The organism is Bdellovibrionales bacterium, assembly GCA_019750295.1.
In the GTDB taxonomy this organism is placed as follows: Bacteria; Bdellovibrionota; Bdellovibrionia; order Bdellovibrionales; family JAGQZY01; genus JAIEOS01.
Genome location: JAIEOS010000041.1, coordinates 1 through 19,609, shown reverse-complemented (window position 1 = coordinate 19,609; position 19,609 = coordinate 1). Strand labels below are relative to the sequence as shown.

Below are 19,609 nucleotides of genomic sequence, written 5' to 3'. Positions count from 1 at the left end.
ACTCGAGCTCCGTTGGCGTTATTATCGTATTTGAAAGCCTGCCCCGGATTGGACGCAATGCTTTCGTAATCACCGCAGCGCCCGGCCTCGGCTGTGGCGGGCAAAAGCGCTCTTGCCGCCTCTTCGTTATTCACTGTTCGACCAGCGTTATCATAATTTTTTTTGAAACACGCATAAGCCTGATAATTGGCACGATGAGTGACTTGAATCCATCCTCGCCCTTTGTATTCGGCGCCATCCGGAATTCGACTCTTGGAAGGATCGATCTCTTCCGTATGTCGAAACATCCCGGTCTCCACGGCAAATTGGGCGTAAAGGTGTCGTCGCCACAGTGCTGGTTGTGGCGGGTTCCAATTTCCAGCAAACTCTGCGAGAGTTTGTGCGAAATGTTTGGCGCGTTCTTTTTGTTTTTCGTCGAGTCGGGCTCGCCGGGCCAGCATCCGGTTTTGGGAAGACCCACCAACGCCCGCACTTAACACGCATTCCAGCTCACGCTCGAATCGTTGCACCACTTGTGCCGGCGCGGAAGATGCCGCGGGACTGCGCCCCCCACCGACCACCTCGGCCTGCGCGAACGAAGATAAAAATAATAAAGAAACGCTAAAACCCCTGAGACCCAAAGACGTGTAATTCATGATTTGATTATACGAGAACTTCTTAAGAAATAGGTAACAGATTGAGAGCCTCTTATAAAATACCGTGGAGCGAATCTCAATCTGAGACGAAAGTCCTGCGCCTAAAGCTGCAGGACCGGTCATCTAGATGTAGGATTTATTCTTAATCTTATCGACGAGAATCTTCTCGCAGATGTGCGGATCACGAGGATCTACCGAATAAAACGCCTGTTGTTCGCAACGTAACTTTTGCGAGATCAACCAGTTGAGAACATCGGCCAAGCGTTTATTCTTTTTATCTTGGAAGAACGGATCATTCTTTAGAGCATCTTTGGCTTTTTTAAGAGAACGCCCTTCTTTCACATCACTCTCGTTCACTTTGTAGCAGTGAAGATCATACTTTTTCACATCCTCTGGCAATACGCCAAGGAAGTGAACTTCGGGGGCTGAGAAATCGCTATTTCGAATCAAACTGGCCGCAGATCCGGCTTTTAAAGTTCGATAAATGTTCTGCAAAGTATAAGCATCCAGATCTCCGAAGAAGAAGATCGGAACATCCAGTTGATGTTGAATGGTGCGAACCCAACCGCGGACACCGTTACTCGGAACCCCTTGAGCACCCACCACGATACACTTATGACGCTTGGTCATGCCGTTCGTCACAAGGGTATTCGCTGTACCTTCTGACTCCACGACTAAGCAAAAATCCACTTTTCCTTTAGTTTTAATTTTGAGCGATTGCGGGCGGTTCTTCGGCTGAAAGGGCGAAGTTCCGAGGGCGCTCAGGTCGATCGTCGCTTTCTCGCCATCGGCCATGGTCTCTGTGACCACCAATTGTTGAGAGTAAGTTTGACCACCGCGATCATTGGCGAAACAGTTCATTTCTTCGCGATAAACTTCGAGAAGATCACATATGAAATCGATGATGCTGTCACTTTCCACCTGATCGTCGAAATCGAGAGCCTTTAACTGCTTCTTATTTTTGATCTCCCCTTTGGCCATGTAATAGATTTCACGCTTGGTATTGACCGATCCAATATCGAGATTGCGAAGGAGCACCTCTAGGATGAATACCATGCGCGCCATCTTTAATACGGAAGACACGTTCAATTCGGTGATGACTTTTTTATCACCAGGAGTCAAAAAGCCCACTTTCGGATTGTAAAAGCTATTATCTAATGAGCACTTCACCGCCTCGAGGAAGGGACGCTTCCCTTGCTCGAGATCTTTGAGCATCATATCTGCAATGAGTCTAGCTTCTTTGGGAATGTCTTTCGTCAGCTCACGAACTCGAATCATTTTAGACATTATCTACCTCTTTTTCCTTCTTGCCGCCCTTTTTCTTCTTATTGGCTTTAATCGCAGTCACCTGCATCACTTCGTCGTCGGTCTCAATTTCTTTGTCCTCAACCACTTCGACAACCTCAGCCTGATCGCCTAAAATTCCACGCTCAAGCATGGTTTTACGCAACTGTTGAAGTTTTGTATCGGCTTCGTCGAGATCTTTCTCCGCCGCCTTCGAATCGCGACCTAAAATTTTGGTTAAACCTTCGGTGGCTTTTTTCTTACGTGTTTCATTGGCATTCGTAAGACGACACAAAGTCTCCACTAAAATGGGACCGAACTGCTCAATGTGTGCAATTTTGCGCTCGAGATCGTCGGCTTTCTTTTCGCGATTGATGTGACGAGATAGTTTTTGTCCCGCCCGCATCACCGCTAAACGAATTTCTTCCACGAGTTCATCGCTCGCATCGATGGTTTCTTTCGAAGCGTTTTTAAATTTAATAAATGGGGACACCAAACTGATGGCAAAAACGTAAGGGCCCATGGGTAACGTTTGCTTCGACTGGGTTAAGCCATAAGCGCGCCAGTTGACCGACTCAATAGCTTTGGTGATGGCGCAGGCGCCTTTATCAAATTGTAAAGGCACTCGGTTGGCAAAACGTAAAAGTTGGATGGGTTGATCTTCGGAACCACGTCCGATAAAGCGGGCCAATGCGACTTCGACCACAACGGGCTTATAATCGCAAATCGTCGGTTTACGAGCGACCACGCTAAAGAAATCGATATCCCCGAGGCGCAATACACTCTTCGAAAGAGCGTCTTCACCAACGGTGAGCACCGATCGGGTCGATGGACTCTGCATTTCGGTGGCCTGTACCGCTTGGTAGATCGTTTTAAAATCCGTTTCTTTTATTCCATTGATCGACGTATCTAAAAGTTTCTTAGGAAGACCCTTTTTAACCATATCTCCAATGGTCTGATCCGAAATCCGCGAGAAACCTGTTTTTAGAAAGTTACGAACCGTGATCTTTCCGTAAATGCCCGCATGAGTGATAAATTCACCCAACTTCATTGTGTGAGGATGAGGTAATGTGGCCGGAGGAATGTGTGGATTCTCTTCGGAAACCCTTTTGATCAATACGGGTTCCGCGTCCGGAAGGGTGTATTTCAACTCTAAGTGAGGATTTACGAGAGTGGTCCCTTCGAGATAGGTTAATAATCCCCCGTCCCCGTTCAACTGAACGCGACCATCAATCTTGAAGGTCACACGTGTTCCGTGCGGCTTGTGCCAGTCGATGGTTTCCTTATTCTTCATTAAACCGCGATTGCCTTTGATATCGACGTCCACTTGACCACGAACCGCCTTCTTCATCCGCTTCGTTTTGCTCGTGACGAGCACGCCGGTGGCATTGGTCAATTGAGCCCATGTGGTCGCCGCAGAGATACCAATCCCCTGTTGTCCGCGCGTGCAACGTCCACGACCAAATTTCGAGGAGGCTAAGTATTCTCCAAATACCTTGGGAAGATCCTCGGCCTCAAGGCCGGGACCATTATCTTCGATGGTGATTTCCACGAGATCGGTGTTTTTGCTTCCACCGGGACCTAGTTTTTTAATGATCACTTCGATCGAGGGTAAAATATCCTCTTCTTCGCAAGCATCTAATGAATTATCGACAGCTTCTTTTAACGTCGTAAGTACGGCTTTTGTTGGGGATGAAAATCCAACCTGCTGTAAGTTTTTTGCAAAATACTCAGCGGTACTACTCGAAGTAATTTGTGTTTTTGCCAACTCGAACTCCTCGGCTTCTTAATGTACTGAATTTCCATGTAACACTAAGTCGTCAAAAAAGATCAAGCTTTTCATAGATTTAGCCACAAGCGAGGCATTCGCGACGCATTAATGTCGGTTTTTGGAGCAAAGGATTTCGATTTGATTTTAAGCGTCATCCCCTCGTCATCCTGAACGAACGCGAAGGATCTTATGACCACAGGGGATACTTCGTTGCACTCAGAATGACGACGACGTTCCACTCGATTTCGAGATTATTCTTGGTTTTGGAGGATCATTTCCGCAGGGGTATAATACTTCTTTTTAGAGTTACACTCTTTGCAACTGGGAACCACATTGCCCTTAGCACTATGTCCGCCCCGGGCCACGGGAATCATGTGATCCATGGTCAGTTCCGTGGGCTTAAATTTTTGCTCGCAATAATGGCAGATGCCCGCGGCCAGCTTTTGTTTCCACCACGACGTTTGCCGAAGCTCTCGGGCTTTGGCTTTTTCTTTGGCCTTAAATTGGGGGCTCACGCCGAACTCATCAAACATGACCCAGTTCTAACACGCTGAGCTAATTCTTTCAACGGGAGACAGAGCTTATTTGTGAATTTTCAAAAAATGGCTATATTGCCCCTCAGAGGTAAAAAACCATGAAACCCGCTGAGATTAAAGCCCGATTACAGGCCTTTTACGCCGATGGAATGGTCGACGTGACCGATTTGACCGGCACAGAAGACCACTATTCCGTATACATTGAGTCCTCAAAGTTTGCGGGACTCTCTCGCATTCAGCAGCACAAGCAGGTGATGTCGGTTTTTGATGCCGAGCTGAAAACCGGTGAAGTTCATGCTCTCACTATTAAAACCAAAACGTTGTCGTAAAAGGAGAAACCATGGCTGATGTTAATCAAAGAATCGAAGATCTTCTCACTCAGAATAAAACTGTTCTTTTTATGAAAGGTTCGCCAGAGTTTCCCATGTGTGGGTTCTCGGCGCGCGCCACGGCGATCTTGCGCGAACTTAACGTGAACTTTGCTTCTGTGGACGTCTTAAGTGACGAAGACATTCGCCAGGGCATTAAAGCTTACGGCAACTGGCCCACGATTCCTCAACTCTATCACAACAAGGAACTTATTGGTGGGAGCGATATCATGATGGAAATGTTCGAGACCGGCGAACTTGAAAGCACTCTCAAAAGCTAATGCGTAAGAATATTTCGGTTTTCGAAGCCTTTCTCCGCGTCGTGATGGGCTTCTTTCTCCTTTTTTACTTTTTTCTCGGAGGTCCTGCCTGGGCCCTGCTCGGCCTCTATCCACTGTTTAGCGGCAGTCTTCGCTTTTGCTTCTTTAAAAAGCTCGCCACGGGCTAAATTTCCCTCTCATCATCGCCCATTTCTTTTACGGAAATCTCCTTTTTACACAAAGCTTTTATTTCACTGAATCCTCAGGTGAATTCAATTACAACGAGAGCGTCCACCTCATAAAAAGGAGAATTTGATGATTTTATCTCTGATCGCTTCCCTCGTTGTCTCTGCCCACGCCACACCCCCAGTACCGACCATTATCAACGTCAACCCTGAAACTTCGGCATGTTACACACGCGAGTACTCCGTAAACCATATGAAGGCGCATCCGGGGCAAAAGGTACAGAAGTTTGATTTTAAATTCTCTCAAGACAAAGACTCCATGGGGAACGGTGAGTTTATCGCTTTAAACGTTAAGGCGAACCTTCTCACAGCAAATGGTCTTAAACCTTACAGCACCGGCATGACCTGCATGAAAGAAGCCTCAAAACTCAATTGCTTTATCGAATGTGATGGGGGCTCTGCCGAAGTCACTTGGAATAAAAACGAAATTCTTTTTAAAAATAAGGGCTTCGTTCTCTACGGCGGCTGTGGCTCCGAAGTTTCTCCAGAAGAGACCGTGTGGCTCACTCCTAAAAAAGGTGGCGACGATGTGTTCAAACTCACCGCGGTGGCTTGCCAATAATCTAGTTTTCATTCGCAAGCGCCTAGACCTTGATGCGGGCGCTTGAATCCCTCACGTCTTCTTTTCACTTCACCTGATATTTTTCCTGACAAACTTGACCTTGCTCTAGGCCTAAAACGATCGAATTTCTTCAACTCCCCTCTGACAATTTCCGATAAAGAATCGATAACTTACGCCTTACGGCGTTTAACAAAGTGGGGTTTTTCTTGTCGAACATTCTTCTCGTTGATGACGACTCCGATGTCCGTCGTCTCGTTAAAAAGATTTTAGATAAAGAAGGATTCAATGTGGTCACCATTGATAACGGCTTGAGTGCTCTCAACGAACTCAACACGAACTCTTACGACCTTCTTCTTTCCGATGCGAGTATGCCCAATTACTCGGGCTTTGATCTCATTCGAGCCCTCAAGCGATTTCCCAAACACGACCATCTCCCGATCGCCATGCTGACCGGGCGCAAAGATAAGTCGGACATTCAAGAAGCTATTGATCTCGGTGTTCGCGATTATATTATTAAACCCATAGATCCACTGGTTCTGATCAAAAAAGTTTACCGTCTCCTCGGCCAAGAGGAAGTCGAAAAAATGGAAACAAGTATCGCTGTGAGCATCAACATGGATGCTCTCTTTACCGGAAAACTCCAGGTGATCTCCTTATCGCAATCGCACATCCATGCCGTTTCGGAATTTCCGCTTCCGCAAGGCTTCGAAATGGCCATCGAGTGCGAAAATTTGTTATTTCTCAAAGATCGAAAATTAAAAATAAAAATCCAAAGCTGTCAGAAAGATCTGAATGACCCGACCTTCTTTGCGATCATCGCTTCGATTGCAGAAAAAGACCCGGCCGTTCTTAAGGGATTAAAACAGTTTTTAGCCCAGTATCGTATAGCGGGTTAGGGAGAAAGCATGAGAATTCTTTTTGCCGAAGACGATCCGAACATTTTAACCATCGCCAAGCTCGTCCTCGAGCGCGTGGGCCATCACGAAGTCGTCGTGGCGAACAATGGCAGGGACGCTCTGGATAAAGCCAACTCCGAAGCCTTCGATCTTATCATTCTTGATGGAATGATGCCCGAGCTCTCGGGCCCGGAAGTTTGCCGACAGTACCGTCAGACGTGTCTAGCTCCAGCACCGGTCATCTTTTTGAGCGCGAAATCAGCTCAGCATGACATCATGGAGTTTATGAACCTCGGCGTCGGTTACATTCAAAAGCCTTTTAATCCGCAGACATTGTGCCAACAGATTGAAACCATTCTTAAAGGTGCCGCCTAATGAAAACGATCGGAGCCAAATTAAGTATCACCGTCTGGCTGATCGCCGGGTGTACTTTTTATTTTTCGGCTTCGGCGTATCACAATTTTAAGGAACTCCATCGCCTTCAAGATGACCTGCACGTGAGTCTATTTCTGCGCGGCTACGCGCAACAGCTCGAGACCAAAAAAACAAATCTAGACACTCTCGAGTATCTTAAAAAACTTCGGCGTACGATCCCTCAAGTGGAGCGGAAGAATCATTTGAGCAACTTGATTCAGGCCTTAAATACAAACAATCCTCAACTTAAAAGTTTACGCTTTAAAGAATTAGAGGAGGGCGAAAGCAAATACTTCGACGACGCTAAAGTCTACGTGATTTACTATCAGAGAGAATTTGCCAAATATATTTTAGCATCGGTGCTCACTCCACTGCTCGGACTGGTGTTCTTTTCAATCTATCTGCGACGCTCGATAGTTAAGCCTCTACAAAAACTATCTCAGCGGATGATGGACTTCCTCGTGGATCGCTACACTTTTAAACTTTCGACACCCCAGAATAACGAAATCGGAGATCTGCAACGGACCTTTAACTCGCTCGCCGAGCGCGTCGTCAACAATATGGATGAACTCAAATCACTGGACCGCGCCAAATCGGAGTTCGTCAGTATCGCCAGTCACGAACTTCGCACGCCTTTGACATCGATCAAGGGTTCCCTGGGTCTTTTAAGTTCCGGAATTATGGGTGAGCTCAATGGAGACTCTCTCGGGTTAGTTCGCATCGCGGAACAAGAAACAGATCGCCTTGTGCGACTGATTAACAATCTCCTCGATCTTGCCAAAATGGAATCTCGCCAGTTTAAACTGCAAAAAGATTGGATGTCGGTTCAAGGACTGTCGGAGTCTATTCTCGAAGGTCTCTTGGGATTTGCCCAGCAAGCCAAAGTTCATTTACATATTCAAAGACCTTCCGAAGATATCGAAGCGAACCTGGATCGCGATCGGATTCAACAGGTGGTCACAAATTTGATCTCCAATGCCATCAAATACTCTCCTAAAAACGATACGGTGGTGCTGAGCTACTACATTAACGCCGAAAAAAAGCTAGAGATCGCCATCACGGATCGTGGACCAGGGATTCAACCGAAAGATCAACAACTGATTTTTGAAAAGTTCCGTCAAGGGACGGCCTCCGAACATCAATTGGTCAAAGGAACGGGACTTGGTCTCGCCATTTCCAAAGCGTTGGTCGAAGAGCACGGCGGCGAACTGTCCCTCCGCTCAACTCCCGGACAAGGCTCTACCTTTTTCTTTACACTTCCCGAATGGAGAAATTCTGTTCAATCATCAACTGACTCGTTCCCATTTGGAGCCGCTGCATGAGCAAAAAATCCAATAAGCCCCAGTCGACCATGTCCAAAGACTTCGAAAGCCTCTTTGCCGAACTCAAAGTGGAATACATCGATTCTTTTCAAGAAAAAGTCGACGCCATTTACGACTCTTGGCAAAAAAGATCTTTGGGGCCTTTGACCATGGAGTTTCATAAGATCAAAGGCACCGGAACCACCTACGGCATTCCTCAGATTTCGGAGATCGCAGAGATCATGGAGGACTTATGCCATCAAAAGAGCGAAAAGCTGGGGATTTGTGTCCTCTTTTCTATTAGCTTATTTAAAAAAGTTTGCCAGAGCGAAAAAGGGAATGCGAGCTTCCAGTTGGAAAAAGATCCTCTCTATAAATTTTTGCAAGATTCTCAGGATGAACTTGAAAGCGCCTAAAGGCATTGATAGGTTGAATCCATGTTAGACGCGTTAAAATCGGTTCTCAAACCGGATCAAATTTCGACCCGAAAAGAAGACCTCGCCACTTTTGGCAAGGACTGGTCGATCTACTACCCCGCGAACGCTTCAGCAATTGTTTTTCCCGAGTCCCACGAGGACGTTGTCGAGATCGTCAAATGGGCTCGCGCCTATAAAGTCGCCCTCGTCCCCTCTGGGGGCCGCACCGGGCTGAGCTCGGCCGCGACCGCCTCCAACCAAGAAGTCGTGATTGCGTTTGATCGCATGAACAAAATTTTATCTTTTGATGAATCGGACTTAGTAGTGACACTCCAACCCGGAGTCATCACCGAAACCCTTCAGGAGTTTGCCGAAAAGAATGGCTACTTCTTCCCGATTGATTTCGCGGCCAAAGGTTCAAGCCAAGTGGGCGGGAATGTCGCTACCAATGCCGGCGGTGTTAAGGTCGTCAAATATGGTCTCACGCGCCAATGGGTGGCTGGTTTAAAAGTAGTGACCGGAGCGGGCGAATCGCTCTACCTCAATAAGTCTTTAAAGAAAAATGCGACGGGATATGATTTGCGCCAACTCTTTATCGGCAGCGAAGGCACTCTCGGATTTATCACCGAAATCGAAATGCTTCTGGCTCCGGCCGCTCCTGAATGTAAAGTTCTCGTTCTAGGAATAGAGCATTTAGAGAATGCTTTGGCCGTTTACCGCGAATTCAATAAATTGTTTAGCGTTACGGCCTGCGAGTTTTTCTCTCATCAAGCGATGGAAAAAGTCCTGCAACATCATTCAAAACTGACGGCACCTTTTGAGACTCAAACGCCCTACTATCTTCTCCTCGAGTTAGAAAACACCGCTCCCGACACCGATGAGCGTTTAGAAACGGCCTTTTCAAACACGATGGAAAAAGGTTGGGTTCTCGATGGCGTGATCAGCCAAAACTCTCAGCAGGCGGAAAATTTGTGGTCTTTGCGCGAGTATATCAGCGAGTCGCTTTCGCCCGAGTCTCCCTATAAGAATGATGTCTCCGTCCGCATCTCCCGCGTCCCTGAGTTCGTCCAAAAAATGCAAGATCTTCTTCAAAAAGAATATCCCAACTTTCAAGTGATTTGGTTCGGGCATATCGGCGATGGGAATGTTCATATCAATATCCTAAAACCCAAAGATATGGAAAAGGCTGATTTTATTCAGCGTTGCCAACAGACCGACGCTTTACTCTACGAGCAACTTCGAACTTTTGATGGCTCCATCAGTGCCGAGCACGGCGTAGGACTTGCGAAAAAGAAGTTCCTCCACTGCACGCGCTCCCCTGAGGAAATTCAGATCATGAAAGAGATCAAAAAGATTTTTGATCCGGATCACATAATAAATCCTGGAAAAATATTTTAGAAATCGGACAAAGTCCTTTCACAATCCTGTCCTTGCCCACAGGACCTGCATACTTTTTGCTCACACCAAGGGGACATTTATGAATTTCAAGGTGATATTCATGAACAAGACTATCTTATAAATACAGTTTATTTATTTTAGAACTATGAGATCCGAAAAAGACATATGCCTCGATGCTGTCCTCAACGTGATGATGAAACGTCATGGGTATTCTCTTCATCAGATCGCAAAAGACCTCAATATCAACAAAAGCACGGTTCACAATTACATGAATGGCGTAGTTCCTCAGGGGGTTTGCGCCCTGATTAAGTTTTCTAATCATTTTAAAGTTCCCATCGAAACATTGCTTTTCGGAGAGAGCCAGACACATAAGTCACCCCCCTCTCTCAAAGAACAAATTCTTCACTTGCTCGAGAAAAGCAACGAAAGTAGAGAGGCCAACTATGAAATCATCATCCGAAAAATTAAATAAGTCCCTGGCGCGGCTTCTGCGACAAAGTCGCGAGCAGCAATATTTAACTCAAAGACAAGTCTCAGACAGGCTAGGCTTATTGTCGCCGCAGTTTATTTCAAATATAGAGCGCGGGGTTTGCGCTCCGTCCCCGAAGATCTTAAAGCGACTCATTGTCATTTATAAGCTAGATCGGTCAGAGGTTTCATCGATACTTTTGGAGATGTCCCGATTTAAAATCCAAAAAATTCTTAACCCAGCGAATCGATAAACGTTTGTAGGTCCTCAGCGATGATGTGAAGAAAATCGTAGGACGGTCGATCATCACCCTGCTCGTCTGCCGCCCAATAATAAATCATACCGAAGTCGTCTTTACGGCAAGAAATCACAATGCGATTTTCATCCGTCGTCACAGCGATAGGTATGATGTGTTTCGGGAGCAAACCTTCGAGCGTGGTGTGTTCGATTTCGTCCATGATGGTCTCTTCTGCTCCATCATCGAGGGGCAAAAAGAATTTGATATCGCCGTCGATACCCTCATCCTCCGTCACAAACTCAGTTTTGGTCGGCGTACCGCCATTATTTTCGAGCAAAAACTCTTTGAGTTCGTCGGGAATCGGTGTTCCGAGAAGGTCGTCGGCGTCGGCAAAATCGACAATATTGAGTGTTCTTCCTAAAGCTTTTGGAATGAATTTGGACATCTTTCCCCCTAGATCAAACGTGTTCTTAAACTGGTTTTTAAAGCGGCCACTTGTTGAGCGACTTTTTCGGCTGTTTTTGGTGACTCGAGGTCGACCACTAGATATCCCACCTCGGCATGGGTGGCAAGATACTGGGCCTGAATATTTACGCCGAGCTCGGAGACGATGCTGTTCACTTCTCCGAGAACCCCCGGGACATTCCGGTGAACATTGATGAGCCGTCGCACTTTGGGCTTTAACATCGGTACATCAATGGTCGGGAACTGTACCGCGCCAAAGGACTTTCCCTCTTCCATGTACTGCAACAAACTGTTCGTCACTTCGTGTCCAATGTTCACTTGCGCCTCTTCGGTGCTTCCCCCGATATGTGGAGTGAGTATCACATTCGGAACGCCCTGAAGAGGGCTTTTAAACTTTTGCAAATTATCTTTGGGCTCTTCCGGAAACACATCGATAGCGGCGCCAGCGATATGTTTATCTTTGAGGGCCTTCACCAAATCTTCGATCACAACTACGGTTCCGCGACTCGCATTGATGATAAAGCTTCCTTTTTTCATCAACGCTAATTGTTTCGAGGAGATCATGTTTTTTGTTTCGCTCGTCTCTGGCACATGGATGGTGACGAAATCCGATGTTTTTAAAACCTGCTCCATACTGGAAAGATATTTTGCATTTCCGAGCGGAAGTTTTTTTAAAACATCGTAAAAACAAACCTCAAGCCCCATGGACTCGGCAAGAATACTCACCTGGCTCCCGATATGACCGTAACCAATAATTCCCAGTTTTTTTCCGCGAACCTCTCTCGCCCCTTTAGCCGATTTGTTCCAACCGCCCACATGAACCTGCTGACTGAGATCGCAGAGATTGCGAGAGAGCGAAATAATTTCGGCAATCACCAGTTCGGCCACACTTCGGGTATTGCTATGGGGTGCATTAAAAACCGGGATCCCATTTTTGTTGCTCGCCTTGAGATCCACCTGATTGGTCCCGATACAATAGCAGCCGATGACATCGAGGCTTGTGCACTTTTCAAGAACCGCCTTAGAGATCTGAGTCTTTGAGCGAATTCCTAAAATATTATACTCGGGAAGTTTCTCTAAAAGCTCTTTCTCCGAGAAGGATGTCGACTCTAGCGTGACCTTAAAGCCCGCCTCTTCGAATTTCTTTTTGGCATCGATATGAATATTCTCGAGCAACAAAACTTTCTTCTTTGAATTCACAGCCACCCTCGCTTCTTAAGAAACTTGACCTCTGACGGAAGCGCCAGCCACCTAGACCTCGACTCTGAAAGAGATTCTTCTTCTTTTTATAAAACTTTATTTTGATAATGGAAAGACAAGATTTCGTACGAGGTTAAAAGTCTATGGGCCGATTAAAACTGAATTTGCTAGTGATTGATGACGATAGCCTAATTTTAGAAGTCATGCAGGCATTGATTCCTGAACCCTGGCAATTTATTGGGCAGACTCACTACTCAACACCTCCGCAAACGATTCATGTGGCCTTTGTGGACCTCCATCTGAGCGATGACTTTCGAAAAGCCGATGGTCTCGAGGTGATCCAAAAAATCAGTCAAAGCAATCCTCACACCGAGATTGTCGCCATCTCTGGCGACCTCAATCGAGAGTTGATGGAAAAAGCACTCAAGGCCGGGGCCACGCGTTTTCTGCCCAAACCACTGACACCTGATGAAATTTTACTCATGCTCAATAAAATTGAGGCGCTCTTCCAATTGCGAATGTCGCACCAACCCCTCCGTCGAAGCTGGGTTGGAAAATCCAAAGCCTCCGAGGAGCTCTTACGACAAATCGCCTTTCTCAAAGGGGAACGAACCCCGATCCTGATCGAGGGAGAATCTGGAGCGGGAAAAGATGTGGTCGCAAGTCTTCTCAATGGACAGGAAGATACTCGCCCCTTCGTCACCGTCAATGTCGCCAGTATCCCCGACAATCTGTTTGAATCGGAATTTTTTGGTTACGCCAAAGGGGCTTTCACCGGCGCACTTCAAAGCAAAATGGGCTTGGCGGAATCAGCCAATGGTGGCGATTTGTTTCTCGACGAGATCGAAGCACTACCTCTCAATCAACAAACGAAACTTTTGAGATTTCTCGAAAGTGGCGACGTTCGTCGTGTGGGTTCTAACGAAGTCATCCATGTGGATACGCGAGTGATCGCGGCCTCCAACGAAAAGTTGTCCCAAATGGTCGCTCAAGGAAAATTTCGCGAGGATCTCTTGTGGCGCCTTTCGGGGCACAAAATCGCCGTGCCCGCTCTCCGAGAGCACAAAGAAGATATTGCCGAACTCTGTCAGTTTTTTATGAAAAATATGCGCCCTCAAAGAAACAAAAGTTTTTCGGAGGACGCTTTCGAGGTCCTTAAAAATTACTCTTGGCCAGGAAATGTGCGAGAACTCAAACGCGTCTGCGAGCAGCTCGCTATTCAGGCGCCACTTCCGCTGATTCGGGGTGAAGATGTCGCTAAAATATTAAATCCATCTTCTATATCCACAGGGGACGTTAAAATCGATTTCACGCGTGGTTTGACGGACGTGATGAACGACTTCGAGAAAAAGGTCATCGAGCAAGCGGCCATTGAGAATAAGGACGTTGACGCGCTCGCTAAATTACTTCAGATATCTCGCTCGAATCTCTATAAAAAACTCAAAGATTACAATATAACTCTATAGATAAATCTATGGAGGCTTTTTGCTTAAGCTCTGGTCAGAACCCCTGTTTCTAGGAATCGTTGTTCTCACATTTGCGCTGCTCTTGGGGCTCGCGATTGTTTTTTACTTCCTCCAGTCCCGACGTCCCGAATTCCGAAGCTCGCTCTCCTCCGTGGTGAGCTGGTTGTTTATGGCTCAGTTTATTTTTCTGTTCCTCGGCATGAAGTGGCCCTTCCCGCTCGTTCTCATCACCATCATCGCCATTTACGGCGGCAAAGTTTTTTTTCAGATGGCCGGGCTTTATCATCGCAGCTATTTTGTCCTGACCTGTTACGCCGCACTTCTTTGCTGTGCGGGAGCAATCTTCACCGATAATCACAAGTTTTTTGATCTCATGCCGGCGATGTTTTTTATGGCCGTTTGCTTAATCCCGATGATTCGAAACTCGTATAAGCACATGGTGCAGTACATGGCCCTCTCGCTGGTCAACTTTATGTTACTCTGGGCCTTTATGCATCTCGGTTGGATTTTGAAGATGGAGCACGGAGTTTACGTGACCATTTACATTATCTTCCTCACCGAAATTTTCGAAAATGTTTACCTCCGAGTGAGTCGTCATTTTAAAAAAATTAAAATCGTTTCCGAACTCACGCCCAAGCGAAGTCTCGAAGGCTACGTCGCCGGCGCCGCTGTCACTCTCTTGGTGGCCTACGGGCTTAAGGATATTCTACCCTTCCCGCAATACTGGTGGATGTTGGGCTGCGCTTGCTTTATTTTTGGAAGCACGGGGGATACCATTTTGGTTGTGATCCGTCGCGATCTGGGAATTAAAATTTATGGCTCTTTCGTGATCGGTCGTGGTGATTTCTTCACCCGCATCGAGCGTTTAGTTTTTGTCGCTCCCGCTTGCTACTATGTCATTGAGTATTTGCAGGGACGTATATGAAGCGAGCTCATGACATCGAACACTGGGATTACGAAAACGACCAGTGGACCAAACTTCCCACCTATCTTAAGCATTTGCCATTATTCACAAGACATATGGATGTCACCAGTTACTTTTTTCGCGTGCTGTGGGCGATTTTTCTCAAGCTTGTCGGCTTTCGCTTTTATGTGCGATTAAAAATCCACGGAGACTTTCACGCCGTCTTTAAGGAACATAAAAAACTCCTTTTGATTGCCAATCACGCGAGCCACCTTGATGCCACATCCATCGCGGCGGCGGTTCCCTTTTCGATTTGGAAGCATTTGTACATCACGGCGGCTAAGGACTATTTTTTTTCCAACCCGGTTTTCACTTTTTTCTCTAAACACTGTTTAGGTGCTATTCCCATTGATCGTAAGGACAAAAAGGGTGAGGCCGTTAACCTCTGCCTGACTTTGTTAAACCAACTCGACAACATCTGGATGATTCTTTTCCCCGAGGGCACGCGCTCGCCCGATGGTCGCATTCAAGTTTTTAAAAAAGGGGTGAGTCTTTTTTCGGAAAGGACCAATACACCCATTTTGTTTATGTACATTCGCGGCAATGCGAATCTCTGGCCCAAGGGTCGCCTTTTACCGATGCCGGGACGCCTCGATATGTATTTGGGACCGGTTCATCCTCCCGCCCCCTCCGAAGTTCTCCACGAAAATTATGTCAAATGGGTCAAGTCCGTAGATCCCCGCGTTGAGTTCACCGTGGATCCCAGCAAAGAAGCCTAGTAATAGCTTCTCAATACGCCTAAATTATTTTCAAACTCTCAGCCACAGCTGATCATACAGGCATCATTGTGTCATTCTCCGGGTCTTGGAGGATCTTTATGTTTTTTTTAAAACTTTTCATCTCAATATCGTGCCTGTGCTTGAGTTTCTCATCGACCGCGCAGGAGTCAAAAACCATTTATACCTTTCAGTTTGGAGTCTATTCCAACGAAACTTGCCGAGTCGAAGTTCGCAAACTGGGTCAGTACATTGAATTTTGGGTGGAACAAAACGCCCTTGGTCGATACGAACACGGGAATATCAACTACTCTCCCCTCACGGGAGATTTTCACGACAGAACCACCATGTTGGGCTCAGGTGTAAAGGCCTCTCGATACAATGAAACCGCATCAAAAATCGACTCAGACGGAGTACAAACGGTGAAGCTTAAGTTCGGAGGTGTTTGGGACGCTCGCGACATTGTCACGGAATTGTCATGGGACCTCAAAACAGGACATCTTCAAAGCATTATGAGCGACCGCCTGATTGCCCAGTACAGTCTTCCCAACGGATGGCACTCTGGGCCTGTCAAAGAGCGGTATTCTAAAGTGGACTGTCGCGGCCTCGTGTTCTCCTCGCCGATCGAATAGTGGCACATCCAATTCGGCAGAGAAATTATTAGTAGTTGCGTCAGGAGCTGGCGCCGCTACTCTCTCTGCACAGAATGCGTTAGATTCATAATCCTATGCAGAAAGCTATAAATCGCGTCTCTTTACAGATCGCCACGGTCAACGGAAGCGGAAGCCAATCGGCCAACAATATTTTATTACGGGCCATTTTTAGAATGGGCATTCCCGTCAGTGGGAAAAATCTTTTCCCTTCAAACATCGCGGGACTCCCCACTTGGTTTATCATTCGCGCCAGCGAAGAAGGATTCTCCTCGATAGAAACGCTTTCGGATATCGTTGTGGCTTTGAACTCCCAAACTGTGGATGCGGATTTAGCTCGAGTCAAAACGGATGGAATTTTCATTTACGGTTCCAATCTCAAACTCACCGCCCAGCGGAGCGACGTTCGATTGTTGCCGGTCGACTTTGTCACTATCGCGGGACAAGTGTCAGACTCCATCAAACTTAAAAAACTTTTAACGAATATGGTTTACGTGGGAATTCTTGCGGAGCTCCTCGGAATTCCCGAGCAAATTCTCTCCTCGACGGTGGCCCACCAGTTCGAAGACAAAAAGAAAGTCATTGATCTCAATATTTCCGCCGTGAATGTGGGCCGAGAGTATTGCCGCACTCACGATCAGTTTAAATCTCCAGAAGTGACGCAATGGGGATTAGAAGCTCGCGATAAAAACAAAGGCAAAATACTCATCGACGGGAATGCCGCTGGAGCTCTCGGAGCGATTTACGGAGGTTGTAGTTTTACGGCCTGGTATCCGATCACGCCCTCGAGTTCCGTGGTCGACAATTTCGAAAAATATTGTCAGCTGCTCCGAAAGGGTCCTAACGGTGAAAATAATTACGCCGTGATTCAAGCCGAGGATGAACTCAGCGCGATCTGTATGTTGGCAGGCGCTGGATGGTCAGGGGCACGCTCAATGACAGCGACCTCGGGCCCGGGAATCAGCCTGATGGCCGAGGCGACGGGCCTTATGTACTTTGCCGAAATCCCCGGAGTGATTTGGAATGTGCAACGAGCCGGACCCTCCACGGGATTACCTACGCGCACTCTGCAGAGTGATATCCTCACCTGCGCTACACTTTCTCATGGAGACACTCAACATCCCCTTTTAATTCCGGCCCACCCTAAAGAGTGTTTCGAGATGGCCCAGGCCGCTTTCGATCTCGCCGATCGAATTCAGGGACCCGTTTTTGTGATGAGCGATTTGGATTTAGGAATGAACTCTTGGGTCTGCGATAACTTCGACTTTCCGACAAAACCCTTTGATCGCGGCAAAGTTCTTAATGCCCAGGACTTAGAAAAAGTGACAGAGTTTAAACGCTACGCCGATCTTGATAAGGACGGAATCCCCTATCGCACTCTACCGGGAACTGAAAACGACAAAGCAGGATACTTCACCCGCGGTACGGGACATGACGAGTCCGCAAAATATACGGAAGATCCCACGGTTTTTAAAAAACTTCTCGATCGCTTTAAAACAAAATGGAAAACGATTCGCACTTTAATGCCGAAGCCCATCGTGGACCTCCAACCCTCAGAGGTTGGAATTATCGCCTATGGCTCAACAGATGCAGCCATTTCCGAAGTTCGCCATCACCTCAAGCAAAAAGGAATGGCGACAAGCTATATGCGTTTGCGCGCATTCCCTTTTAGTGACGAAGTCACAGACTTTATTGCCAAACATAAAACTCTTTACGTTGTTGAACAGAACAGCGACGGTCAGATGCGCCGACTTCTCATTCAAGACTACCCCGAATATGCCACTCGCTTTAAATCGGTGTTGAGTTATGATGGATGGCCTGTGCGTAGCGAAACTTTACTTCAAGGATTTGCAGATGGAACAGTCTAAAGACACGACCAGTGAATCTCCCAAAGGCTTAACTCGAGCGGATTATGTCGGCGCAAAATCCACTCTGTGCTCCGGCTGCGGGCATGACAGCATCACCAACACTCTCATATCCGCGCTTCATCAGGCGGCGGTGAACCCTTACAAGGTCGCAAAAATGTCGGGCATTGGTTGTTCTTCAAAAACCACCGCTTATTTTTTAAATAAATCCCACGGCTTTAATAGCATTCATGGACGTATGGCCCCGGTGGCCTCCGGAGTGAGCGCTGTCAATCCCGAGCTTAAAATTATCGGAATTTCAGGTGATGGCGACACGGCAAGTATTGGTCTCGGTGGTTTTTGTCACCTCATTCGTCGAAATGTTCCCATGGTTTACATCATCGAGAACAACGGGGTTTACGGCCTCACCAAAGGGCAGTTTTCGGCCACTGCGGATTTGGGTACCGCTCACAAGATCGGAACGGTCAACCAGTTTGAATCCATCGATTTGTGTGCTCTCGCCATCGAATTGGGTTGCGGATTTGTTGCGCGCTCTTTTTCTGGAGATGCCAAGCAGCTTGTACCTCTCCTAAAAAGTGCCTTCCAGTACAATGGAACCGCCGTGATAGATATTATTTCTCCGTGTATTACTTTTGCCAATCACGAAGGCTCCACACGCAGCTACGACTCCGTCAAACAACTCAATCGGAGTTTACAAGAGATTGGAATGGTGATTCCGCAACCGGAGATTCGTGTGGACTACAGCGAAGGCGACATTCAAGCCGTGGAACTGCATGACGGCTCCCATTTGACTCTTAAAAAATTAGATTCCCGAGCCCACGATGTGAGCGACGCCAAAGCCGCTCTCGGCCTGCTCTACGAATCTCGCCACCAAAACGAATTTTTAACAGGCTTGTTTTACTACAGCAAAAATAACAAAACTTTGCGAGACCTGTTAAACACACCCAAAGTCCCGCTGGTCGCGCTCACCGAAAAAGAGCTTCGACCTTCCGCCGAAAAGCTCACCGAAGTTCTCAACGAATTTATTTAGTGATTCAGAATTCAATCAAAGACACCGAGTCTATTCCAACTGTGGAACAGGCTCTCGAGCATATCTCCAGCGCTCGGCCACCATCTGCCGAGCTATAGGTCTCTGCACCCCAAAGCCTTCCAGCTGATTGATCTGGAGGTAATCATTGAGTCGCACCGAATCCCGATATCCCATCACCACACGAGTGAACGGCCGATAATCCCAAAACTTCTTTTTGGAAGAACTCTTGTTCCAGCGACTCACCCCTCTCACCGCCATCGCAATCGCCGCCGTCACCGCCCGAATAAACTTATAGTATCCATAGCGATTGGAAAGTTGAATCTGAAGATGGAGATGATTCACATTTATGCCGTAATAGACAAGCTTCACGCCATACTTGAGAGCAAACTTCTCAAGAATCTCTAACACCTTCTTTTTGTTCTTTGGCTTCGTAAAAGCCATGTCTCCCGTAGCCATCGTG

24 protein-coding genes are annotated in these 19,609 nt (G+C 47.0%); 17 read left to right on the top strand and 7 right to left on the bottom strand.

The features are described 5' to 3' along the window. The 4 genes from K2Q26_08575 to K2Q26_08560 all read right to left on the bottom strand — a co-directional run. Positions 1-758, bottom strand: a 758-nt coding sequence (locus K2Q26_08575; GenBank protein ID MBY0315559.1) for a hypothetical protein, incomplete at its 3' end; no start/stop codon positions are given. Continuing rightward, positions 759-1,922: a DNA topoisomerase VI gene (locus K2Q26_08570; protein ID MBY0315558.1), complete on the bottom strand. Its 1,164-nt coding sequence runs from the start codon at positions 1,920-1,922 to the stop codon at positions 759-761. Beyond that, positions 1,915-3,687 (bottom strand): DNA topoisomerase VI subunit B, encoded by a 1,773-nt coding sequence (locus K2Q26_08565; protein ID MBY0315557.1) that lies wholly within the window; start codon positions 3,685-3,687, stop codon positions 1,915-1,917. The genes K2Q26_08570 and K2Q26_08565 overlap by 8 nt, the downstream gene beginning before the upstream one ends. Positions 3,688-3,941: 254 nt before the next feature. Then, on the bottom strand, positions 3,942-4,223 hold the full coding sequence (locus K2Q26_08560) for an HNH endonuclease (GenBank protein ID MBY0315556.1): 282 nt from the start codon (positions 4,221-4,223) through the stop codon (positions 3,942-3,944). A gap of 101 nt (positions 4,224-4,324) precedes the next feature. On the opposite strand from K2Q26_08560, the gene K2Q26_08555 reads away from it, so the two are divergent. The 11 genes from K2Q26_08555 (at position 4,325) to K2Q26_08505 (ending at position 10,808) form a co-directional block, all read left to right on the top strand. After that, positions 4,325-4,555, top strand: coding sequence for a BolA family transcriptional regulator (locus K2Q26_08555; protein ID MBY0315555.1), 231 nt, complete (start codon positions 4,325-4,327; stop codon positions 4,553-4,555). Between the two features lie 11 nt (positions 4,556-4,566). Continuing rightward, the gene (gene grxD / locus K2Q26_08550) at positions 4,567-4,875 is read left to right on the top strand and encodes a Grx4 family monothiol glutaredoxin (protein ID MBY0315554.1); all 309 of its coding nucleotides are present in this window, start codon (positions 4,567-4,569) and stop codon (positions 4,873-4,875) included. Next, on the top strand, positions 4,875-5,042 hold the full coding sequence (locus K2Q26_08545) for a DUF2892 domain-containing protein (GenBank protein MBY0315553.1): 168 nt from the start codon (positions 4,875-4,877) through the stop codon (positions 5,040-5,042). The genes grxD and K2Q26_08545 overlap by 1 nt, the downstream gene beginning before the upstream one ends. 127 nt (positions 5,043-5,169) lie before the next feature. Then, positions 5,170-5,661 carry a hypothetical protein gene (locus K2Q26_08540; GenBank protein ID MBY0315552.1) on the top strand — a complete coding sequence of 164 codons (492 nt, stop codon included), beginning with the start codon at positions 5,170-5,172 and terminating at the stop codon, positions 5,659-5,661. Positions 5,662-5,867: 206 nt separating this feature from the next. Beyond that, a complete protein-coding gene (locus K2Q26_08535; protein MBY0315551.1) occupies positions 5,868-6,557 on the top strand; it encodes a response regulator in 690 nt (229 codons plus the stop codon). Positions 6,558-6,566: 9 nt separating this feature from the next. Continuing rightward, the gene (locus tag K2Q26_08530; GenBank protein ID MBY0315550.1) at positions 6,567-6,932 is read left to right on the top strand and encodes a response regulator; all 366 of its coding nucleotides are present in this window, start codon (positions 6,567-6,569) and stop codon (positions 6,930-6,932) included. Next, entirely contained in the window at positions 6,932-8,293 is a 1,362-nt protein-coding gene (locus K2Q26_08525; protein MBY0315549.1) for a HAMP domain-containing histidine kinase, read from the top strand. Before K2Q26_08530 ends, K2Q26_08525 begins: the two co-directional genes overlap by 1 nt. Further along, positions 8,290-8,688, top strand: coding sequence for an Hpt domain-containing protein (locus K2Q26_08520; protein MBY0315548.1), 399 nt, complete (start codon positions 8,290-8,292; stop codon positions 8,686-8,688). The genes K2Q26_08525 and K2Q26_08520 overlap by 4 nt, the downstream gene beginning before the upstream one ends. 21 nt (positions 8,689-8,709) lie before the next feature. Further along, positions 8,710-10,086: an FAD-binding oxidoreductase gene (locus K2Q26_08515; GenBank protein MBY0315547.1), complete on the top strand. Its 1,377-nt coding sequence runs from the start codon at positions 8,710-8,712 to the stop codon at positions 10,084-10,086. A 145-nt stretch (positions 10,087-10,231) separates the two neighbouring features. Further along, positions 10,232-10,558 carry a helix-turn-helix transcriptional regulator gene (locus K2Q26_08510; protein ID MBY0315546.1) on the top strand — a complete coding sequence of 109 codons (327 nt, stop codon included), beginning with the start codon at positions 10,232-10,234 and terminating at the stop codon, positions 10,556-10,558. Beyond that, positions 10,530-10,808: a helix-turn-helix domain-containing protein gene (locus K2Q26_08505; GenBank protein MBY0315545.1), complete on the top strand. Its 279-nt coding sequence runs from the start codon at positions 10,530-10,532 to the stop codon at positions 10,806-10,808. Before K2Q26_08510 ends, K2Q26_08505 begins: the two co-directional genes overlap by 29 nt. On the opposite strand, the gene K2Q26_08500 is transcribed toward K2Q26_08505, so the two are convergent. After that, on the bottom strand, positions 10,789-11,238 hold the full coding sequence (locus tag K2Q26_08500) for an SMI1/KNR4 family protein (GenBank protein MBY0315544.1): 450 nt from the start codon (positions 11,236-11,238) through the stop codon (positions 10,789-10,791). The two genes, K2Q26_08505 and K2Q26_08500, sit on opposite strands and share 20 nt — an antisense overlap. Before the next feature lie 8 nt (positions 11,239-11,246). Continuing rightward, on the bottom strand, positions 11,247-12,458 hold the full coding sequence (gene serA, locus K2Q26_08495) for a phosphoglycerate dehydrogenase (protein MBY0315543.1): 1,212 nt from the start codon (positions 12,456-12,458) through the stop codon (positions 11,247-11,249). Between the two features lie 143 nt (positions 12,459-12,601). On the opposite strand from serA, the gene K2Q26_08490 reads away from it, so the two are divergent. The 6 genes from K2Q26_08490 to K2Q26_08465 all read left to right on the top strand — a co-directional run bounded on the left by K2Q26_08490 (position 12,602) and on the right by K2Q26_08465 (position 19,149). Beyond that, entirely contained in the window at positions 12,602-13,924 is a 1,323-nt protein-coding gene (locus K2Q26_08490; protein MBY0315542.1) for a sigma-54 dependent transcriptional regulator, read from the top strand. A gap of 19 nt (positions 13,925-13,943) precedes the next feature. Further along, positions 13,944-14,849: a phosphatidate cytidylyltransferase gene (locus K2Q26_08485; GenBank protein ID MBY0315541.1), complete on the top strand. Its 906-nt coding sequence runs from the start codon at positions 13,944-13,946 to the stop codon at positions 14,847-14,849. A 14-nt stretch (positions 14,850-14,863) separates the two neighbouring features. Beyond that, positions 14,864-15,607, top strand: a complete 744-nt coding sequence (locus K2Q26_08480; GenBank protein MBY0315540.1) for a 1-acyl-sn-glycerol-3-phosphate acyltransferase — start codon at positions 14,864-14,866, stop codon at positions 15,605-15,607. A 98-nt stretch (positions 15,608-15,705) separates the two neighbouring features. Further along, a complete protein-coding gene (locus tag K2Q26_08475) occupies positions 15,706-16,236 on the top strand; it encodes a hypothetical protein (protein MBY0315539.1) in 531 nt (176 codons plus the stop codon). A gap of 95 nt (positions 16,237-16,331) precedes the next feature. After that, entirely contained in the window at positions 16,332-18,122 is a 1,791-nt protein-coding gene (locus K2Q26_08470) for a 2-oxoacid:acceptor oxidoreductase subunit alpha (protein ID MBY0315538.1), read from the top strand. After that, a complete protein-coding gene (locus K2Q26_08465) occupies positions 18,109-19,149 on the top strand; it encodes a hypothetical protein (protein ID MBY0315537.1) in 1,041 nt (346 codons plus the stop codon). The genes K2Q26_08470 and K2Q26_08465 overlap by 14 nt, the downstream gene beginning before the upstream one ends. Before the next feature lie 30 nt (positions 19,150-19,179). Here K2Q26_08465 and K2Q26_08460 read toward each other — a convergent pair. After that, a partial coding sequence (locus tag K2Q26_08460; protein ID MBY0315536.1) for a transposase occupies positions 19,180-19,609 on the bottom strand: 430 nt, incomplete at its 5' end.

Bases quoted from the DNA above. Each gene is read 5' to 3' on its own strand.
- K2Q26_08570 (MBY0315558.1), bottom strand. From the start codon at position 1,922: ATGTCTAAAATGATTCGAGTTCGTGAGCTGACGAAAGACATTCCCAAA.
- K2Q26_08560 (MBY0315556.1), bottom strand. From the start codon at position 4,223: ATGTTTGATGAGTTCGGCGTGAGCCCCCAATTTAAGGCCAAAGAAAAA.
- K2Q26_08555 (MBY0315555.1), top strand. From the start codon at position 4,325: ATGAAACCCGCTGAGATTAAAGCCCGATTACAGGCCTTTTACGCCGAT.
- grxD (MBY0315554.1), top strand. From the start codon at position 4,567: ATGGCTGATGTTAATCAAAGAATCGAAGATCTTCTCACTCAGAATAAA.
- K2Q26_08545 (MBY0315553.1), top strand. From the start codon at position 4,875: ATGCGTAAGAATATTTCGGTTTTCGAAGCCTTTCTCCGCGTCGTGATG.
- K2Q26_08540 (MBY0315552.1), top strand. From the start codon at position 5,170: ATGATTTTATCTCTGATCGCTTCCCTCGTTGTCTCTGCCCACGCCACA.
- K2Q26_08530 (MBY0315550.1), top strand. From the start codon at position 6,567: ATGAGAATTCTTTTTGCCGAAGACGATCCGAACATTTTAACCATCGCC.
- K2Q26_08525 (MBY0315549.1), top strand. From the start codon at position 6,932: ATGAAAACGATCGGAGCCAAATTAAGTATCACCGTCTGGCTGATCGCC.
- K2Q26_08520 (MBY0315548.1), top strand. From the start codon at position 8,290: ATGAGCAAAAAATCCAATAAGCCCCAGTCGACCATGTCCAAAGACTTC.
- K2Q26_08515 (MBY0315547.1), top strand. From the start codon at position 8,710: ATGTTAGACGCGTTAAAATCGGTTCTCAAACCGGATCAAATTTCGACC.
- K2Q26_08510 (MBY0315546.1), top strand. From the start codon at position 10,232: ATGAGATCCGAAAAAGACATATGCCTCGATGCTGTCCTCAACGTGATG.
- K2Q26_08505 (MBY0315545.1), top strand. From the start codon at position 10,530: ATGAAATCATCATCCGAAAAATTAAATAAGTCCCTGGCGCGGCTTCTG.
- K2Q26_08500 (MBY0315544.1), bottom strand. From the start codon at position 11,238: ATGTCCAAATTCATTCCAAAAGCTTTAGGAAGAACACTCAATATTGTC.
- K2Q26_08490 (MBY0315542.1), top strand. From the start codon at position 12,602: ATGGGCCGATTAAAACTGAATTTGCTAGTGATTGATGACGATAGCCTA.
- K2Q26_08475 (MBY0315539.1), top strand. From the start codon at position 15,706: ATGTTTTTTTTAAAACTTTTCATCTCAATATCGTGCCTGTGCTTGAGT.
- K2Q26_08470 (MBY0315538.1), top strand. From the start codon at position 16,332: ATGCAGAAAGCTATAAATCGCGTCTCTTTACAGATCGCCACGGTCAAC.
- K2Q26_08465 (MBY0315537.1), top strand. From the start codon at position 18,109: ATGGAACAGTCTAAAGACACGACCAGTGAATCTCCCAAAGGCTTAACT.